The organism is Vibrio sp. D173a, from assembly GCF_030248475.1.
On the sequence record NZ_JAHGAH010000041.1, the window covers coordinates 1 to 18117 of the forward strand.

General features: G+C 45.3%; 16 protein-coding genes, 3 tRNA genes and 1 pseudogene. 14 read left to right on the top strand and 6 right to left on the bottom strand.

All coding sequences use genetic code 11. The annotated features are described in order from the left end of the window. Positions 1 to 75 precede the first annotated feature (75 nt). Positions 76 to 864, bottom strand: a complete 789-nt coding sequence (locus KIV40_RS05415) for a lipase (protein WP_105066485.1) — start codon at positions 862 to 864, stop codon at positions 76 to 78. 385 nt (positions 865 to 1249) lie between these two features. On the opposite strand from KIV40_RS05415, the gene KIV40_RS05420 reads away from it, so the two are divergent. From KIV40_RS05420 to cobA, 9 genes and pseudogenes are all read left to right on the top strand, one after another. Beyond that, positions 1250 to 1336, top strand: a tRNA-Leu gene (locus tag KIV40_RS05420). A 139-nt stretch (positions 1337 to 1475) separates the two neighbouring features. Continuing rightward, positions 1476 to 1549 (top strand) — tRNA-Cys (locus KIV40_RS05425). A 193-nt stretch (positions 1550 to 1742) separates the two neighbouring features. Next, positions 1743 to 1816, top strand: a tRNA-Cys gene (locus tag KIV40_RS05430). A gap of 414 nt (positions 1817 to 2230) precedes the next feature. Then, positions 2231 to 2677 (top strand): hypothetical protein, encoded by a 447-nt coding sequence (locus tag KIV40_RS05435; RefSeq protein ID WP_217706805.1) that lies wholly within the window; start codon positions 2231 to 2233, stop codon positions 2675 to 2677. Between the two features lie 689 nt (positions 2678 to 3366). Further along, positions 3367 to 3873: pseudogene (locus tag KIV40_RS05445) on the top strand (VOC family protein); the annotation flags it as partial. A 280-nt stretch (positions 3874 to 4153) separates the two neighbouring features. Further along, on the top strand, positions 4154 to 6718 hold the full coding sequence (gene nirB, locus KIV40_RS05450) for a nitrite reductase large subunit NirB (protein ID WP_285348176.1): 2565 nt from the start codon (positions 4154 to 4156) through the stop codon (positions 6716 to 6718). A gap of 13 nt (positions 6719 to 6731) precedes the next feature. Further along, positions 6732 to 7055: a nitrite reductase small subunit NirD gene (gene nirD / locus KIV40_RS05455; protein ID WP_005387969.1), complete on the top strand. Its 324-nt coding sequence runs from the start codon at positions 6732 to 6734 to the stop codon at positions 7053 to 7055. A 176-nt stretch (positions 7056 to 7231) separates the two neighbouring features. Then, positions 7232 to 8080, top strand: a complete 849-nt coding sequence (locus KIV40_RS05460; RefSeq protein ID WP_285348177.1) for a formate/nitrite transporter family protein — start codon at positions 7232 to 7234, stop codon at positions 8078 to 8080. Positions 8081 to 8377: 297 nt separating this feature from the next. Beyond that, positions 8378 to 9136 (top strand): uroporphyrinogen-III C-methyltransferase, encoded by a 759-nt coding sequence (cobA, locus tag KIV40_RS05465; protein ID WP_134977072.1) that lies wholly within the window; start codon positions 8378 to 8380, stop codon positions 9134 to 9136. A 21-nt stretch (positions 9137 to 9157) separates the two neighbouring features. Here cobA and KIV40_RS05470 read toward each other — a convergent pair whose 3' ends face one another. Next, positions 9158 to 9598, bottom strand: coding sequence for a DUF4174 domain-containing protein (locus KIV40_RS05470; protein ID WP_005427007.1), 441 nt, complete (start codon positions 9596 to 9598; stop codon positions 9158 to 9160). A 120-nt stretch (positions 9599 to 9718) separates the two neighbouring features. Between KIV40_RS05470 and KIV40_RS05475 the strand changes: the two genes are divergently transcribed. Continuing rightward, a complete protein-coding gene (locus KIV40_RS05475; protein ID WP_005532134.1) occupies positions 9719 to 10207 on the top strand; it encodes an NYN domain-containing protein in 489 nt (162 codons plus the stop codon). Positions 10208 to 10309: 102 nt separating this feature from the next. Here the strand turns inward: KIV40_RS05475 and KIV40_RS05480 are convergent, their stop codons facing one another. Beyond that, positions 10310 to 11641 (bottom strand): anaerobic C4-dicarboxylate transporter, encoded by a 1332-nt coding sequence (locus KIV40_RS05480; protein ID WP_285348178.1) that lies wholly within the window; start codon positions 11639 to 11641, stop codon positions 10310 to 10312. A 465-nt stretch (positions 11642 to 12106) separates the two neighbouring features. Between KIV40_RS05480 and KIV40_RS05485 the strand changes: the two genes are divergently transcribed. Further along, entirely contained in the window at positions 12107 to 13723 is a 1617-nt protein-coding gene (locus tag KIV40_RS05485) for a methyl-accepting chemotaxis protein (protein ID WP_285348179.1), read from the top strand. Between the two features lie 58 nt (positions 13724 to 13781). On the opposite strand, the gene KIV40_RS05490 is transcribed toward KIV40_RS05485, so the two are convergent. Further along, complete coding sequence (locus KIV40_RS05490; RefSeq protein ID WP_005427046.1) at positions 13782 to 13970, bottom strand: DUF2986 domain-containing protein; 189 nt, start codon at positions 13968 to 13970, stop codon at positions 13782 to 13784. Between the two features lie 72 nt (positions 13971 to 14042). Between KIV40_RS05490 and KIV40_RS05495 the strand changes: the two genes are divergently transcribed. Both KIV40_RS05495 and KIV40_RS05500 read left to right on the top strand, forming a co-directional pair. Beyond that, positions 14043 to 14552 carry a GNAT family N-acetyltransferase gene (locus KIV40_RS05495; RefSeq protein ID WP_012129299.1) on the top strand — a complete coding sequence of 170 codons (510 nt, stop codon included), beginning with the start codon at positions 14043 to 14045 and terminating at the stop codon, positions 14550 to 14552. 57 nt (positions 14553 to 14609) lie between these two features. Next, positions 14610 to 14996, top strand: coding sequence for a nitrous oxide-stimulated promoter family protein (locus tag KIV40_RS05500; RefSeq protein WP_285348180.1), 387 nt, complete (start codon positions 14610 to 14612; stop codon positions 14994 to 14996). A gap of 34 nt (positions 14997 to 15030) precedes the next feature. Here KIV40_RS05500 and KIV40_RS05505 read toward each other — a convergent pair whose 3' ends face one another. Further along, complete coding sequence (locus KIV40_RS05505; protein WP_021018241.1) at positions 15031 to 16191, bottom strand: MFS transporter; 1161 nt, start codon at positions 16189 to 16191, stop codon at positions 15031 to 15033. A 176-nt stretch (positions 16192 to 16367) separates the two neighbouring features. Beyond that, positions 16368 to 16802: a thioredoxin TrxC gene (gene trxC, locus KIV40_RS05510; protein ID WP_005427146.1), complete on the bottom strand. Its 435-nt coding sequence runs from the start codon at positions 16800 to 16802 to the stop codon at positions 16368 to 16370. A gap of 165 nt (positions 16803 to 16967) precedes the next feature. On the opposite strand from trxC, the gene KIV40_RS05515 reads away from it, so the two are divergent. Then, complete coding sequence (locus KIV40_RS05515) at positions 16968 to 18065, top strand: ketoacyl-ACP synthase III (RefSeq protein ID WP_285348181.1); 1098 nt, start codon at positions 16968 to 16970, stop codon at positions 18063 to 18065. Positions 18066 to 18117: the final 52 nt, after the last annotated feature.

The window sequence follows — 18117 nt, forward strand, 5'->3', positions numbered from 1 at the left end:
TAACTGATCGGAGTTAAGTTTAATACTGGCTCTTTTTGTATCTGCTTCTTTTTCCAAACTAAGTGAAGCGATTGACTACCGCTCATCAAAGAAGTCTTTGTTACGAATGTATTTACTCATTAGGTGGTAGGAGAAAGGGCGGATCAGCCAACTCACCAAAGAGCGTCCCAGACGCATCAATGTGGGCGTATTCTCATAAATTCTTCCGTTATAAAGCCAAAGCATTTTACCCACATGCCAGTAGAGAAAAGGTACCGGAGGCATAAAGGTGACAATGTCGATATCACAACAAATACGATAGGTTTTATGGCCTAACCCATACCGTTTTCTAAATGTCCAATCGCCAATTGCTGGCTGCCCAAATGTGACTACTCGTTTAATGCTTTTCGGGTACTTGCGTTCGATATAGTCGGCAAACACGCTGCCAATTGCGCCGCCCGATGAATGCCCAGTAATTGTGATTCGTTTGCCTTGTAGAATCAGTGGTACGACGGTGGCTTCTAGTCGCTCAATCACGCTCAAACCAAGACGATCTTCATTTCGAGAAGGTTGGCTTTCTTGAAATAGCAAATGGTAGAAACCTGCATGGATGCGATAGTTAAGCCCAAGGCGCTTGCAGCTACGAGTCCACATGGCAAAGTTCAAAAGCCAATCGCTAATGCTGTGCGACCCCTTAATGACAACAACGACTTCTGTGCGCTTTTTACTCCATAAAACACGGATCATGGTTTTGCCAAACTCGTTTTTAATGATCCGCTGTCCATTAGGATCAAACCCATAGCGGGTCTGTTTAAAGACTCTGGGGTAGGCGAGATTGCAGAGTACGGCGTAGCGTTCGTATTGGTATCGTTTTAGAGGCTTCACGTTGTCGTTCTGTTTTTTAGTCAACATAAACTCTAGACGTGAAATATGAAAAATAAATGACGAAGAGAAATGGACACAGATCACGAAGCATTTTTATCAAGAGTCAATGAAAGCAGATTATTGCGTCAGTATTCATTCAATATATGAGGATTTTGAAGTGTTTTTGTTTGTGTAGGCACCACAGTGAATAGTAGGTAAGCCATTTGATATGTATATGAATTGCTCAAAATGATCGCAGATTGTGCATGCAAGTCTGCTTTTTAACCGCATGAATAAAAAAGATAAAATTTGTTGTTGACCTAGAATCTTAATCCGTTAAAGTACGCCTCGTTCTCACGGCGAAGGTCGTTAGAGCAGGTGGTGTTACCATCGCATTGATTGCGTTGCCCTGGTGGTGGAATTGGTAGACACAAGGGATTTAAAATCCCTCGACGTTCGCGTTGTGCCGGTTCAAGTCCGGCCCGGGGCACCATCCGCAAATTGAGTGCGTGGATTTAATATCCCGCCGTCGAGTTGACCGGCCGAGTGTCGGACCATCAATTCCGGCCCGGGGCACCATCTACTTATTGAAGTAAGAACGACTTACCTCATCGAGAACAAAAAATCGGTAAGGCGCCTTGGCAGAGTGGCTATGCAGCGGATTGCAAATCCGTGGACCTCGGTTCGACTCCGGGAGGCGCCTCCATTCAACATCGACATTTAAAGGGTACCATCGCTCTAAGTGTTGAATGATAAACCGACAAGTTGCTGCTTTTTATATCGAACGACTCAGGCTTAGGTGTTTTCCTTTGACACTCACTGATAATTCCGTAAAGTAGCGGCCATCGAAAGGGGCAACCCAGACGATACATTTCAGAGTTTCTTTATTGAAACACTATGGCGCCTTGGCAGAGTGGCTATGCAGCGGATTGCAAATCCGTGGACCTCGGTTCGATTCCGGGAGGCGCCTCCATTATCTTTCTTTTCCCCCGTAAATTGAATCCAAAGCCTTAGTTCAGACCTCTGACCATTGGAAATTCCCAACAAAACTAACTTCTTAGAACCCACAAAATCGTTACACTTGATCGTTATTTTCGTAAGTAATTTCGACAGAACCCTCATTTTACACTTTTCGCCATTCTCTTTAGTTCCCAAAACACCGATTCAACTGTATTAACAGAACGTTGTTAATTATAAACTGAGTGCATTACCAAAAGCTAATTGATAACATCATATATAACTTATTGTTAATATATGACATTGTTAGTTTTTGGCTCAGGATGAGCCCATTTTGTATTAGGGAGAAGTACACGTGTTATCTCATTTAAGCAGGCCATTCGTAGCCTTAACGTTAAGTGCTGCGTCGCTCACTGCTTTCGCAGCCTCAATGGCGAGTTACCCAGAAGGGTGGCAAGATTGGCCAGTGGTTAAAGAGTCACAAAACCTACCTGCAGACACTGTTCTGCCGCCTGACACCTCATTGTTTATTCAAGAATCCGTTCGAGCGTATAGCTGGATCAATAATGGTCAAGGATCACCACTCACGATACGCGTAAACCCTCAGAAAATCGAACAATACAAAACTCACGGCCCATATACTGACGGTCCAACGGCAGTGGCTATTTCAGAAGTTGATGGGATCGTTTGGGTGACTGAGCATATCGGCGGCATGGCCATCTATGGTAGTTATGATCGTCAAGGCAAAGATATTAGCCATACTCATCCTTCTTTAGAGCCCTCATTTTGTCAGAGCTGCCACACGACATATCAGGACATTTGTATCAATGGTACATGTGCTGAGCCCGTTCTAGGTGTTTATAAAGACAAACAGTAGTTGATTGTGAGTAATCGAGTTTTCGGCTGGTTGACGATTAACCAGATGCTGTTTGTTTCGCATCTGGTGTTGGTTCTTTCCATTATCTTAGGTTTATCATTTACGCGTTTCCAAAGTGAATGGAACATGCGTATTGAGCATGCCGCGACCATGGCGAAAACCCATTTGTCTTCTCAAGTAACGTTTTTGTCTGGCTCGATAGCTGTTCGCAACTACGCCAACCTGATGATGCCATCGACGAAAGAAAACCTTAGAGCGATCGATGATCTTCTGTTTATCGAGATATCAGGTGTTTCAGATTACAAAACTCAAAATGTGGCAGTGCGCTATTTGTCTGAATCGAACCAAGTGTGGCGAATTGATGTCAGCGATCAAGAAGTTAAGGTCTTAAAAAACCAGAAGGCCAATCTGGTGAAAATGTTGTCGATGACGCCAGATACGAAGGAGATCAAACGCAATAAACTTCAATACCTAATAAACAAAACCAATGTGGATTTAGCGTCACTCTCGGCCAGTCAAACGTTAAACCGGGAGACAGAACTTCCTTGGAATAAAAGTGCTTTGCAGCAATCAGATTTTTATTATGATTCAACTCTTTCTGTATTACATGTCTGCTTGCCTTTAAGAAATATCAATGGTGGGTACATCTGGGCTGTGTTAGATGCGAGCGCATTGGATAACATTAAAGGTTACCTCACATCAATGTCATTGTTGATGATGTTGATTTGGCAGCGGATTACTATCAGCGCGTGCTTGGATTTGAGCGTGCAGTCGATGCTCAAAGTCAAAAGATGGATTACCGGAGTGTGAGTATGGCCGAGTTTAACCAAGATGCAGGGTTAGGTGGGCAAGATGTCGTTGTTGATGTGTTATTTGTAAAGCATCCTTACGCATCAGTCTATCTTGAATTGATGAAATATCACACGCCAGTTGGGACAACCGAAATACCACCTCAACCAAAAACCTACGATATAGGTGGCCCACGCCATATTGCCCTCGAAGTCTCAAACTGTAGTGAGGTGTTCCGATACTTGAAAGAGCAAGAGGGCGTAACCATGATTGATGACTCAGATAACTATCACCCAGAAAAATTGGACGGATTCCCGATCTCGTTTTTCTACTGGATAGACAAATATGGCATTCAATGGGAAATGGAAGAAGGTCGTAGAGTAGGGACATCCCGCGGAATTATTTAACACAAACCTATGAAACCCACTTGAATTTGATTAAAAAGCAAGCGTTTAGTCGTTTGCTTTTTCTTTGTTATGAAGAAATATGACATTTATATTGGGTTGATATTAGTTGGGTTACAGAAATTTTGTTTGAATTACGAAAGCAAAGGTTTAAATACTGGTTAAAAACTACTCCTACCCCTTTAGGGTAGTTTGATTCTGTAATTGATTTACATCATGTATTAATTTTCTTTCACATTTAACAATGCGCTCAGTGATAAGAACCTAACCCTTAGGAAGTACAATGAGCAAGTTGAAGCTAGTAGTCATCGGTAACGGCATGGTAGGCCACCGTTACATTGAAGACTTAGTCGAGAAAGCTGATATGTCTAATATGGACATTACGGTTTTCTGTGAAGAACCTCGTGTCGCATACGACCGTGTGCACCTTTCCTCTTACTTTTCTCACCATACTGCAGATGAACTTTCTTTAGTGAAAGAAGGCTTCTACGAGAAACACGGTATTAACATGCTGATCGGCGAACGCGCGATTAACATCAACCGTGAAAACCGCATTGTTTACTCAAGCACTGGTCGCGAAGTTCAATACGACAAGCTGATTCTTGCTACTGGCTCATTCCCATTTGTTCCACCTATCAAAGGTCACGAAAGCAAAGACTGTTTTGTTTACCGTACTATCGAAGATCTTAAAGCGATCGAAGCGTGTGCGAAGAAGAGCAAATCAGGCGTTGTTGTCGGTGGTGGTCTGCTAGGTCTTGAAGCAGCAGGCGCATTGAAAGCTCTGGGAGTAGAAACGCACGTTGTTGAGTTCGCACCAAAGCTAATGGCTGAGCAACTTGACCTTGCTGGTGGTAACCAACTTCGTCAAAAGATCGAGCGTATGGGCGTGAACGTTCATACCAGCAAAAATACGCTTGAGATTGCGGCAGAAGGCACAAACGCACGCAATGTTATGCGTTTTGCTGACGGTTCAGAGCTAGAAACAGACTTCATCGTATTCTCTGCAGGTATTCGTCCACAAGACAAACTAGCACGCCAAATGGAGCTAGAAGTGGCACCTCGTGGCGGTGTTGCTATCAACGACTATTGTCAGACTTCTGATGAGAACATCTACGCGATTGGTGAATGTGCGTCTTGGAACGAAATGTTCTACGGCCTTGTTGCTCCAGGCTACAAGATGGCGACAGTTGCTGTTGATCACCTACTAGGTAACACAGAAAGCAAATTCGAAGGCGCTGACATGTCTGCGAAGCTGAAGCTGTTGGGCGTGAAAGTAGGCTCTATCGGTGACGCAAACGGCCGTACTGAAGGCTGTAAGAGTTACGTTTACCAAAACGAAGAGCAAGAAGTTTACAAACGTCTTATCGTTTCTGAAGACAACAAGAAACTGCTTGGCGCGGTTATGGTTGGCGATACGTCTGACTACGGCGATCTGCTTCAACTTATGTTGAACGAAATCGACCTACCAGAACACCCAGATGCGTTGATCCTTCCTGCACACGCAGGCGCAGAGAAACCAGCACTAGGTGCAGACGCTCTACCAGAAAGCGCAGTGATCTGTTCATGTTTCGACGTGACAAAAGGCAAGATCGCTCAAGCGGTTGCTGATGGTCACCACACATTGGGTGACATCAAAGCAGTGACTGGCGCAGGTACAGGCTGCGGTGGTTGTATTCCTCTCGTGACCTCTGTTCTAAATGCTGAGCTTGCTAAATCTGGCATCGAAGTGAAGAACGACGTGTGTGAGCACTTTGCATACTCACGCCAAGAGTTGTTCCACCTAATCCGCATTGAAGAGATCAAAACGTTTGATGAGCTTCTAGAGAAATACGGTAAAGGTTACGGCTGTGAGGTTTGTAAACCACTGGCTGGTTCTATCTTGGCTTCTTGCTGGGGTGAGCACATTCTTAAGCCGCAGCTGGTTAAGCTGCACGACACGAACGATAACTTCCTAGGTAACATCCAAAAAGACGGTACTTACTCTGTTATTCCACGTATGGCGGGTGGTGAAGTAACACCTCAAGCACTGGGTGCGTTAGCGAACGTTGCTGCTGAATACAACCTGTACACCAAAGTCACCGGTGCTCAACGTATTGGTCTGTTTGGTGCTCAAAAAGACGATCTTCCAGAGATCTGGCGCAAGCTTATCGATGCTGGTTTCGAAACAGGTCAAGCGTACGCAAAAGCACTTCGTATGGCGAAGACATGTGTGGGCTCTACTTGGTGTCGTTACGGTGTTCAAGACTCTGTTGGTCTAGGTTCTTATATCGAGAACCGTTACAAAGGCATTCGTACACCTCATAAGATGAAGTTCGGTGTTTCTGGCTGTACTCGTGAGTGTGCGGAAGCACAAGGTAAAGACCTAGGCATCATCGCAACTGACGCAGGCTGGAATATGTACGTATGTGGTAACGGTGGTATGAAACCTCGTCACGCAGACCTACTAGCAAGCGATCTAGATAAAGAAACGCTAATCAAGTACATCGACCGCTTCATGATGTTCTACATCCGTACTGCTGCGCCACTACAACGTACTTCGGTTTGGATGGAAAACATGGAAGGTGGCGTTGACTACCTACGCGAAGTGATTGTTAACGACAAACTTGGCATCAACGCGCAACTAGAAGCTGACGTAGCGAAGCTTGTAGACGAGTACGAATGTGAGTGGACTGCGACTATCAACGACGAATCACAACTGACTCGTTTTGCTCACTTTATCAACTCTGACAAGCGCGATGACAACGTTGTGTTTGTACAAGAGCGTGAACAGCACCGCCCAGCAACCTTCACGGAAAAACATCCTGAAGCGAAAGGCGACATCCTACACGTAGCGATCACTGAAGCATAAGGGAAGGTTGATTATGTCATTTGAAAAGATTTGCCAAATCAGCGACATCGTACCGGGCACGGGTGTTTGTGCACTGGTTGATGGTCAGCAAGTTGCGGTATTCCGCCCAACACAAGCAGAAGAAGTGCTGGCGATCAGCAACACAGACCCGTTCTTCCAATCAAACGTGCTTTCTCGCGGTTTGATTTGTGAGCACCAAGGCGAGCTTTGGGTGGCTAGTCCACTTAAGAAGCAACGTTTTAACCTGACAACAGGTGCGTGCATGGAAGACGAGCGTTTTAGCGTGAAAGCGTACAAAACGCGCGTAACCAACGGCGAAGTAGAAATTTCTGCATAAGCTTGGTTTCCATTCCCTCCTCTAAGGGGGAGGGAATGAACCGAAATCTAGATTTAATAGGCAAAGGCTTTCCGTGGTTCATCTGCGGGGACAGGGAAGCTAGGTGTTACTCAGCGGCAAGCCTTTCTCTATTCAATCTTTAATTTTAACTTTCACTTTTGAATAAGGACACATTCATGTCTACTGATTATAAGCCTGCAGAATTCGTTCAAACCATGATCAACGTGGGTGAAGCGAAAACCAACACTAGCACTCGCGATTTGCTACTTCGCGGTACTATGGCGGGTATCATCCTATCGCTAGCGGTTGTCGTTGCTATTACCACTATGGTTCAAACCGGTATTGGCATCGTAGGTGCGCTTGTCTTCCCAGTTGGTTTCGTGATTCTAAGTGTGATGGGTTACGACCTAGTAACCGGTGTTTTTGGTCTAGCGCCTCTGGCTAAGTTTGCAAACCGTCCTGGTATCACTTGGGGTCGTATCTTCCGTTGTTGGGGTCTTGTGGGCTTGGGTAACCTTATCGGTTCTCTAATCGTTACTTACCTAGTGGCTATCTCTCTAACAGGTAACTTCTCTCTAGAACTGAACGCAGTAGCGAAGAAATTCATCGCTGTTTCTACCGCACGTAGCCTTGGTTTTGAAAACATGGGTATGGACGGATGGATCACGTGTTTCGTACGCGGCATCTTCTGTAACTTAATGGTGTGTCTAGGCGTTATCGGCAACATGACTGCACGTTCAGTGTCTGGTCGCGTAGCAATGATGTGGTTCCCAATTTTCATCTTCTTCGCACTAGTATTTGAGCACACAGTGGTAAACATGTTCCTATTCCCACTAGGTATGATTCTAGGTGCGGATTTTGGTATCGCGACTTGGTTGAACTTCAACCTTATCCCAACCATCCTAGGTAACATTGTTGGTGGTCTAGTAATGACTTGTATTCCACTGTACCTAACTCACGCAAAAACTGCGCCTTCTATCAATGCTGAAGAAGAAGTAAAAGCACAACCTGCAATGGCTAAGTAATCGAGGTTTATTACCAATATTAGGTAATGAACGAGTCGGGAGTCTCTTTAGACTTGAACTGAGAGATTCCCGACTGCGCTCCTTCGTCACTCTCAGGAATGACTTAAAAGGAGCAATTCAACAAAGACTGCTCATCTAATGCGATGACAAGCAAAGCGATAAGCCTGTCATTCCCTAGATGGAGGAACGACAGAGTAGGGAATCTCGTTCCCATCTACGAACAAGCTATTTGGCTATAAAAAGCGCTTCTTTGCCAAGAGTCTCTCTTTATATCTAAATTTTTCGATAGGCGTTGATATGACTACTGCTCACTCATCTTTAAACAGCGGCTTTGTTTCTCTTGTCGGTGCAGGTCCTGGTGATCCTGATTTGCTCACAGTAAAAGGCTTAAAAGCCATTCAAGCGGCTGAAGTTGTTGTGTACGACCGTTTGGTGTCGAAAGACATTCTTGAATTGGCTCATGCATCAGCAGAGATGATCTACGTAGGCAAAAAATTGGACTTTCACTGTGTGCCTCAAGATCAAATCAACCAAATCTTAGTGGAGAAAGCACAAGAAGGTAAGCGTGTTGTACGTCTGAAGGGCGGTGACTCATTTATCTTTGGTCGTGGTGGTGAAGAGCTAGAAGAACTAGCGGAATTTGGCATCAAATACGAAGTAGTTCCAGGTATCACAGCGGCAGCGGGTGCAACGGCTTATGCTGGTATTCCATTAACACACCGCGACCATGCGCAAAGCGTTCAATTCATCACTGGTCACGTACAAAAAGATGGTCGTGAGATTGAGTGGCATTCACTGGCGCAATCCAACAACACGCTTGTGTTCTACATGGGTTTGAAGCAAAGCGGACACATTATGGATAAGCTGATCACGCATGGATTAGACCCTGAGATGTCATGCGCCATTATTGAAAACGGTACGCGCCCGGAGCAGCGCGTGTTCCAAGGTAAGTTGAACGAACTTTCTAGCATGGCAGAGCGAGCAGTGAGTCCTGCACTGATTGTGGTGGGTAGTGTGACACAGCTGCACAACAAACTGGAATGGTTTGGACGATAACAACGGCCTTTCCGTTTAATACTAAATCGCGCAAGGATTGCGTTTCTGTTGCATCTCTCTTTTCCGCATTGGCATCTCATCGATAAGGTTGTTGATGAATTGCCAATCGGTCTTCGCTCCCCAGCGGTGTTTCTCTTCGCCATCTTTACCCAAAAGAATCGCAGTGTGTTGACCTGCTTTGACTTCGTAGAGAGCAGCCAGCATTTTTAAGTCGAACTCCTCTTTTAGCCACGAAGGTTCAGTAAAACCGTCCTCAGCAATCACTAAAGTGATCACGTCGCGATCTTCCAATTCACATTCATTCATGAGGGCCTCAAGCAAAAACTGTTTAACGTGGTCGTCATTAGCAGGCGCAAAATACAACACGCTACGATGCGGCCAGTATTGGGCATGCGCTGGATAGCCAAATACCGGGCTCGATATGAGGCATGAAAGCAACAGGGCAATGATTGTCTTACTCATGGCTTCACTCCTAGTAACGCGAATACCAAGTTATACGGTAAGTTTAGTGGAATTAGCTCATTGTGCTTTGGTGCAAAGTGGCATAGGGTATGCGACAAACAAATAAAGCGTATTAAATAGATGAATTCTGAAAGCAAACAAAAGATCGCAATCTTAGTCGACGTACAAAACGTCTATTACACCTGTCGCGAAGCGTACCGCAGCAATTTTGATTACAACCAGTTTTGGTATGTCGCGACACAAGGGAAAGAAGTGGTGAGTGCACGAGCTTATGCAATTGCGAGTAACGATCCTAAGCAGCGCCAGTTCCACCATATTTTGCGTGGTGTTGGCTTTGAGGTGATGCTCAAGCCTTACATTCAACGCCGTGACGGCAGTGCTAAAGGTGACTGGGATGTGGGTATCACGCTAGATGCGATTGAAATTGCCCCTGAAGTGGATGAAGTGATTTTGGTGTCTGGCGACGGTGATTTCAGTCTGTTGGTGGAACGCATTCAGCAACGCTTCAACAAGAAAGTCACTGTGTATGGGGTACCAAAGTTAACTTCCCAAACCTTGATTGATTGCGCGGACCATTTTGTTGCTGTCGATGAGGACTTTCTTCTTTAATCTCTCCTCACGGTATAGCTTCGAGAAAGAAGAAAGGGCGAGTCACTTCAGGCTGTACGCAAACGTACAATGACTCGCCCCATATTCTGTCTAATGAATAGGTTATGACGGAATGATCATTTGCCCTAGCAAGTAACCCAAACAACACGCACCAATCACGCCGATTAAACCCACAGACATGAATGAGTGGTTGAAGTACCACTTACCAATCTTAGTCGTACCTGAGGTATCGAAGTTCACAGTCGCGATATCTGAAGGGTAGTTTGGAATAAAGAAGTAACCGTAAACCGCTGGCATCAAACCGATAAGCAGTGCTGGCTCTAAACCTAGACCTAAACCGACCGGTAACATCATGCGAGCTGTCGCTGCTTGAGAGTTCACCACAACAGACACAATGAATAGTGCTAGTGCGAATGTCCAAGGGTAGTTGGTAACCATCTCTACGATGCCTGACTTAAACTGAGGCATTGCGTATTGGAAGTAGGTATCTGACATCCATGCAATACCGAAGATCGCAATCGCTGCAACCATACCTGACTTGAACACCACGCCATTTGGTACGTCTCGAGGATCAGTCTTAGTCGCTAGTAAAATGATACCGCCGAAGCAGAGCATCATCATTTGAATCACAACCGCCATACTGATTGGCTTGGAACCTTCAGCGATGGTACGGACCTCTGGCCACATCGCGATAACGACAATCACAAGAATCGATAGGATGAACAGCAGAACAGAGTTACGAGCACTAGACGGCAGTACTTCATCCAAAGAGGTTGCCGTTGTGTTTAAGATCTTGTCGCGCCAAACCGGATCTTTTAGGCGCTCTTGATACTCTTCATCGTCTTCAAGTTCTTTGCCGCGTTTCAAGCTGTAAAGAGACATCAGTAATGTACCGAGCAAGGTCGCAGGCACTGTGACAAGAAGAATCGAAAGCAAGGTAATTTCGTGTTGAATGTCAGAAAGCTGCGCTAGGTAGTAAACCACTGCCGCTGAAATCGGTGATGCTGTAATGGCGATTTGAGAGGCAACCGATGCCGCAGCCATCGGACGCTCAGGGCGAATGCCGTTTTTCAGCGCAACGTCGCCAATGATTGGCATGATGGAGTAAACCGCGTGACCAGTGCCAAGTAGGAAGGTCATAAAGTAAGTTACGAACGGTGCAATAAGAGTGACGCGCTTGGGGTTCTTACGTAGTACGCGTTCTGCCACCTGCAACATGTATTTTAAGCCACCTGCGGCTTCAAGAATGGAGGCACAAGTGACCACCGCGAGGATGATCAGCATTACGGTCACTGGCGGAGACGTTGGAGGCATCTTGAAGATGAAAACCTCAATCACCAGACCAATACCAGAAACGACACCAAGACCAATGCCGCCATACCGTGAGCCGATATACAGCATCACGAGCAAAAATAGAAACTCAAGATACAACATGTTTAATTTCCTTATTAGAAACAGGGACTTCTATTGTTTCGGTATTGAAGGAAAAAATACTTAGCCTTGTTCACATTCCATTTTATAAGAAACAGCAATGTCCAATAATTGGGAATAACTCACGCTACGAAGCACAAGTGTTACGCGGCGTTTGTCGCAGTGTTGATCGAATGTTTTTATCCGCGGGTGGTTAAGTTAATTGCGTCCAAAATGGTGTAATAACCGACGTTAACAGGTTGTAATTTAAGCAATGAGCAACAGGTGAATAAAAACGTAATAAGTGATGGGCTTAGCTATATTGGCTGCTTTCATAATAACCGCAACGCATAATAATGTGAGCACGTAAGCAGGTAAGATACTTCGCGATAACAAATATTAGAAAAATTGATATGCATCAGGATAAGTATCTGGTTGTTTTGTAGATTTTGCTTTCCAGTTGGAAAACACAATAAAAATGGCTTAATTATGAAACTTAGTAACCTGTCCGTTAGAAACAAGCTGCTTGCGCTTGTTATTTTCTCTGCATTCCTTCTGATTGCGGCTTGCGTATACAACTTAAATGAACAACGTAAAAACTCGTTAAGCGAACGAGAGAGCAAACTCAGTGCACAAGTTGAAGTTGCCATTAGCTTGATTGACCATTACTACCAGCAGCGAAGTGAGTTGGGGATTGAGGATGCAAAACAACAAGCGCTGAACGCGATCCAAACATTGCGCTATGACAGCAACAACTACTTCTGGGTACTGACGCCTGAACTCAAAGTCTTGCTTCATCCGACTAAACCTGACCTCAACGGTGCAGATGCGAGCAACTTTAAAGATGGTGCAGGTAAGTTCCACTGGCGTGAAATGGCTCAGATAGCCAAAACCACGCGTTCAGGCTTTTTGGATTACCACTGGAAAAGCCCAGAAGGGAAATTAAAAGATAAGGTCTCCTACGTACAAATCTACCCTGAGTGGCAATGGATCGTTGGTTCAGGCATCCTTGTTGCCGATATTCAAGAAGCCTTTTACAAAGAAGCGGTCAAAGAGGCAATCATCGCTACGGTATTAATTGGTGCGCTAGCGGTTCTCGGTTACATCATTTCAAGTAACATCATCGATCCTCTTCAAAGACTGATCGGCAACACCCACAAAATTGCCGATGGTGATCTCACTGTGCGCCTAAATGCATCTCGTAAAGATGAGCTGGGTGAGATGAGTAACGAGATTGACCGTATGCTAGAAAAGCTACAAGGGACTTTACTCGCGGCCCATGAATCTGCCCAGCAGTCTGCCAATATGGCACAAAGCATTGCACAAGCAAGTGAAGAGGCAGCGACCAGTGTAAACAGTCAGCATGCACAATTAGAGCAACTTTCAACAGCAATGACGGAAATGAGTACCACTATTTCAGATGTCGCCAACAATGCAGAGAATACAGCGCACAGCACGGCACTTGTAACCAATCATGCCGAGCAAAGCGGGAAATACATGCAGCAAACCTCTCAAACCATTGCTGAAGTCTCTCAAGACATCGCTGCTGCGGACCAGATGGTCGCAGAGCTTCAAGCGGGTGTGAATGAAATCCGAGCGGTTGTGAGTGTGATTCGAGAAGTTTCTGAGCAAACAAACTTGCTTGCTTTAAATGCAGCGATTGAAGCAGCACGGGCAGGTGAGCAGGGCCGTGGATTTGCCGTTGTTGCCGATGAGGTACGAAACCTTGCGAGTCGCACACAACAATCGACCGACGAAGTTCAACAGACCATCGATTCACTGATTGAGCGTACGGAGCGTACCGTCAAAGCGATGGAGCGCAGCAATGCAAAAGTGGAGCTGAGTGTCGGCATATCACAATCTACGCAAACGCAATTGGAAACCATGGTTGAGGAGTTGATCCGTTCGAATGATATGGTGGCTCAGATTGCCGCAGCGTCAGAGCAGCAAGGCTTAGTGGCGAACGAGATGACACAAAATGTCACGACCATTCACCTAGCGGCAAATGAAGTGAAAGAAGCGTCGCAGATGCTAGCAGAGGAAAGCCAGCACTTAGCGGCAACCTCAGAGATTCTTCATGATCAACTGAGATACTTTAAAGTCTAATTTTTAAGTACGAAGACAAGTACAAGTAAAAGAAAAGCCGCGTTATGCGGCTTTTCTTTTATGCTTCATCTGTTGCCTGAGTCTCTTCAGCTACTTGTGAAGTTTGCTCATTTGCTTGCTCTTCGGCTTCCATCTTCGCGCGTTCTGCTTTTGAGATGTAGCGAGGCTTGTTGCTCTTATGAAGCTTTGCATTTTGTTTTTTCAACTTCGCTTTTAAGATCGAGTTGATTTTCTTCTTGCGGTTCATGGTGTTGGTCCTTTAATTTAGCGGAGCAGGATAGTGATTTTTCCGTCAAGTTACAACCCTAATGGATTCCCTATGAAAACACTTATTACTGAGCGCCTCACACTGCGTCTTGTCAGTGTAGAAGATGCGCCGTTTATTTTAGAACTCTATAACCAACCGGATTTTTATCGCTTCGTTGGTGACAAACAAATTCGAACCCTAGAAGAAGCTGAGCGTTATATCGAAGACAACATGCTACGCATGCAAGAGCTTAAAGGAGTCAGCTTACTGGTGGTAGAAACCAAGCTCGAACAACAACCCATCGGTATTTGTGGTTTGGTCAAGCGTGACACATTAACCGCGTTTGATATTGGCTACGGTTACTTACCGAGTGCTTATGGTAAAGGCTACGCTGCAGAAGCTGCTCGAGTCGTTGTGGATTTCGCTCGTGACGAAATGAAAATAGAAAACTTGGTCGCCATCACCAATAATGACAATATTCGTAGTATAAGTTTGCTAGAAAAATTGGGTTTTCAGTTTGAACGCGTCGAGCAGACTTACGATAATGGTCGGACTCTGCAACTGTACACCATGAAGTTGTAACCAGATAAGCTTCGATTAAGATGCAGCAATCAACGGCGCGTTAGCTTGAGGAAAAGAATGAGCGACATTTTATTAGGCAAACTCGCCACAGAATTTAAAACCGTCAAGGCGATGGTAGAGGTCTATTGTAAAGATCACCATGGCACGAGAGGCGAGTTATGCTCAGAATGTCGCGAATTGTTAGAGTATGCGGAAGTGCGGCTAGATCGTTGTCCTTACGGAGAAGCCAAGCCGGCTTGCAACCAATGCCCAATTCATTGCTACAAGCCCGAGCCTAAAGAGCAAATGCGTTTAGTAATGCGTTACTCGGGGCCTAGAATGCTGCTTAAACACCCAATTCTAGCAATACGGCATTTAGTGCACGAGAAACGTGATGTTCCGGAAAAGCCTGTAGCTAATGCTTCGAATCGCCATAAGCGGATGGAAAACCAAAAACGAGGGTGATAGTCCCTCGTTTTCGTATTTTGTTTTGCCGATATTACAGCCCAGCAGCCATTTGGTGTTTTGACTTAGTTGCCGCGATTAGCATGTAGATACAAGTCGCAAGCAGTGCGGCGAACAAGTAACCCAACAGTCCGTGCATTTGACCCATGAATTTATCAGCAACCACTGGGCCAGCCACTGAACCGACGCTGTAACTGAACAACATAACTTGCGCTGCGGATACGATGAAACGCTCGTCTAATCCTTCACAACCCAGGTTAATTGCGATTGGGTATAGTGCAAATGTCGCCATGCCCAATAGGAACAGTGCCGCTGCAAGTACTACCGCTGATGAAGATACAAAAGTCAGGCCGATAGAAAAAATACCAAGGATACAGAAAAACGCCATCAACACAGTACGAGCCATGTATTTGTTTAACGTGGTAACCATAGGTTGAACCAGCATACCGCCAAGGATCACAAGCGCCATTAACGTACCGATGTCTTGGTGGCTAATCTTACGGTTTGCAAGCTCTACTGGCATCAGGCCGTAGATTGCACCCAAAGTTAAACCAGAAACAATACAACCAATGATGGCTGCGTGGCTTAGCTTAGAAATTTGCTTAAACGATAGTGCTGTTGATTCATGGCTGTTTGGCTGTTCGCAATCAATAAAAAGCAAAACCAGAATTGCCATTAGGATAAGAGTGGTGATCGCAACAAAAGGAACGCCGCCGCTTACACCTAGGATACCAATACCAAACTGACCAAGAGCAGAGCCACCGTATAGAGATAGCATGTAAAGGCTTAAGCGTTTTGCGCGAGAAGACTCATCGCCGGACATCAACCATGATTCCACAATCACAAATACGCCAGCAACCGCCATACCTGCGATGAAACGTGCAGCGAGCCATACCATGCCATTTGGAATAAGTGGAAGGGCAACGATCGTCAGTGAGAAGGTCGCCAAACAGCCAACAAACGCTTTACGGTGTCCAACACTACGAACAATACGCTCAAAGAAAATAGCACCAACTAATAGGCCACCATAAAACACACTCGCCAACCAACTCGCGTAATCAGCAGAGATGTTGTATTCACCAAGCATAAGAGGGATCAAGCTCATCAAATAGCCTGATGCCACTGCATAAAGAGACAGTGCTACGACAGGAACTGTGACTCGTGGTGATACTGAAGGAATGGCTGTGTTTTCCAATGTTTTGCGCCTATAAGTTAAGTGAAAATCAGGGTTTGTTCGGCGCGAATATGAGGCTAATTAATAGGCAAGTAAAATGATATATTTGTGTCGTTTCGACAAAAGAAATTTATCGAAATTCTATGAAGAAAAGCTGAATAAAAACGCCAGCCTAAGAATAAGGCTGGCGAAGAGATTTATTTGCTAAGTGCTTGATTTAACCACTGATCAAATTGAGTTTTTGGTAGGGCGCCGTTGATCATGTCGACGCGTTGGCCGTTCTTAAAAACCATAATGGTTGGGATACTACGAATACCAAATTGCGCTGCCAACTGTTGTTGCGCTTCGGTATCAATCTTGACAAAACGTGCGTTTCCGGTCTGTTCTTGCGCGACATCCTCAAAAACAGGAGCAAAACCAACACAAGGGTTACACCACGGTGCCCAGAAATCGACCACAACCGGCGTGTTGCTCTCTAGCAGCGCCGAAAAGTTATCGATAGTGCCTTCTACTGGTGAACCATCAAATAGAGCGTTCTTGCATTTACCACAGCTAGCAGCTTCTGCAACTCGCTCATTAGGAACACGATTTAAACCGCCACAAGACGGACAACGAGTTTTAAACGATGACATGACTTCTTCCTTTATGACAACTTCATGAAAACATGACTTACCAGTCAGCCTCATAATTTGTATACTTATTTTTTAGCCTGCCGAAATATAAGACGGCAAGTCCGTATTTGGACCCGAACAGGTTCTAAGAAATTTCATTAAAATACAACAATAAATAGGTCTGCGATGACAAATTACTACGCTGAAATTACCGGTTGGGGAAAATGTCTTCCACCAGCTACGCTCTCTAACGATGACCTTAGCACTTTCCTTGAAACTTCAGATGAATGGATTCGCACCCGTACTGGTATCGAAAACCGTCGCATTAGCCACGTAAACACGTCGGATATGGCAACGGTCGCTGCGCAACATGCGATGGCCCGTGCAGGTGTAGAAGCGAGTGACATCGACCTAATCATTGTTGCGACTTGCTCTCCTGATTCACTTATCCCAAACATTGCGTCTAAAGTACAACAGAACCTTGGTATCCGTTCTGCTGCCGCATTCGATTTAAACGCAGCATGTACTGGCTTTGTGTATGGCCTAGAAACTGGCACACGTTTGATTCAATCAGGTAACTACCGTAACGCGATCATTATTGGTGCTGAGCGTCTGTCTTTCTACATTGACTGGGCAATGCGCGATACTGCTGTACTGTTCGGCGATGGTGCAGGGGCAGTTGTCCTGACTCGTACAGAACAAGAAACCGGTCTACTGCAATCGCAAATTGGTTGTGACGCGAAAGGTCGTGACATTCTTTCCGTGCCTAAGTTTGGTACATGTATGGATCGCTTTGCTGAAGATAACGGTTACTGGGACTTCAACTTTGTCGGACAAGAGATCTTCAAACGCGCAGTTAAAGGCATGGGTCTGGCTGCGAAAACGGTTCTGAAAGCTTCTGAACTAACCACAGGTCAAATCGACGTGGTAATCCCGCACCAAGCAAACATCCGTATTATCCAAACGCTGTGTGACCTTTCTGGTATTCCACAAGAAAAAGCGTTTGTGAACATCCAAAACTACGGCAACACATCAGCAGCGACTGTGCCAATTGCACTGTGTGAAGCGCTAGAACAAGGCCGTGTTAAGCCAGGCGACAACATGCTATTAGCAGCGTTCGGTGCTGGTTTGACATGGGGTGCAGCGGTACTGAAATGGGGTGACCGCGTAACGCCTATTGCTGAAAGTGACGCAGCGCTACCTGAAAGCGATAAGACAGCACTTGAGCTTTTAGAGCGAGCAATCAAGCTATGTAATGAACGCCCTCGTGGTGAAGACGCATAAGCGCTTGTATTAGCATCACATAAAAAGGGAGCATATCGCTCTAATGCCGTTC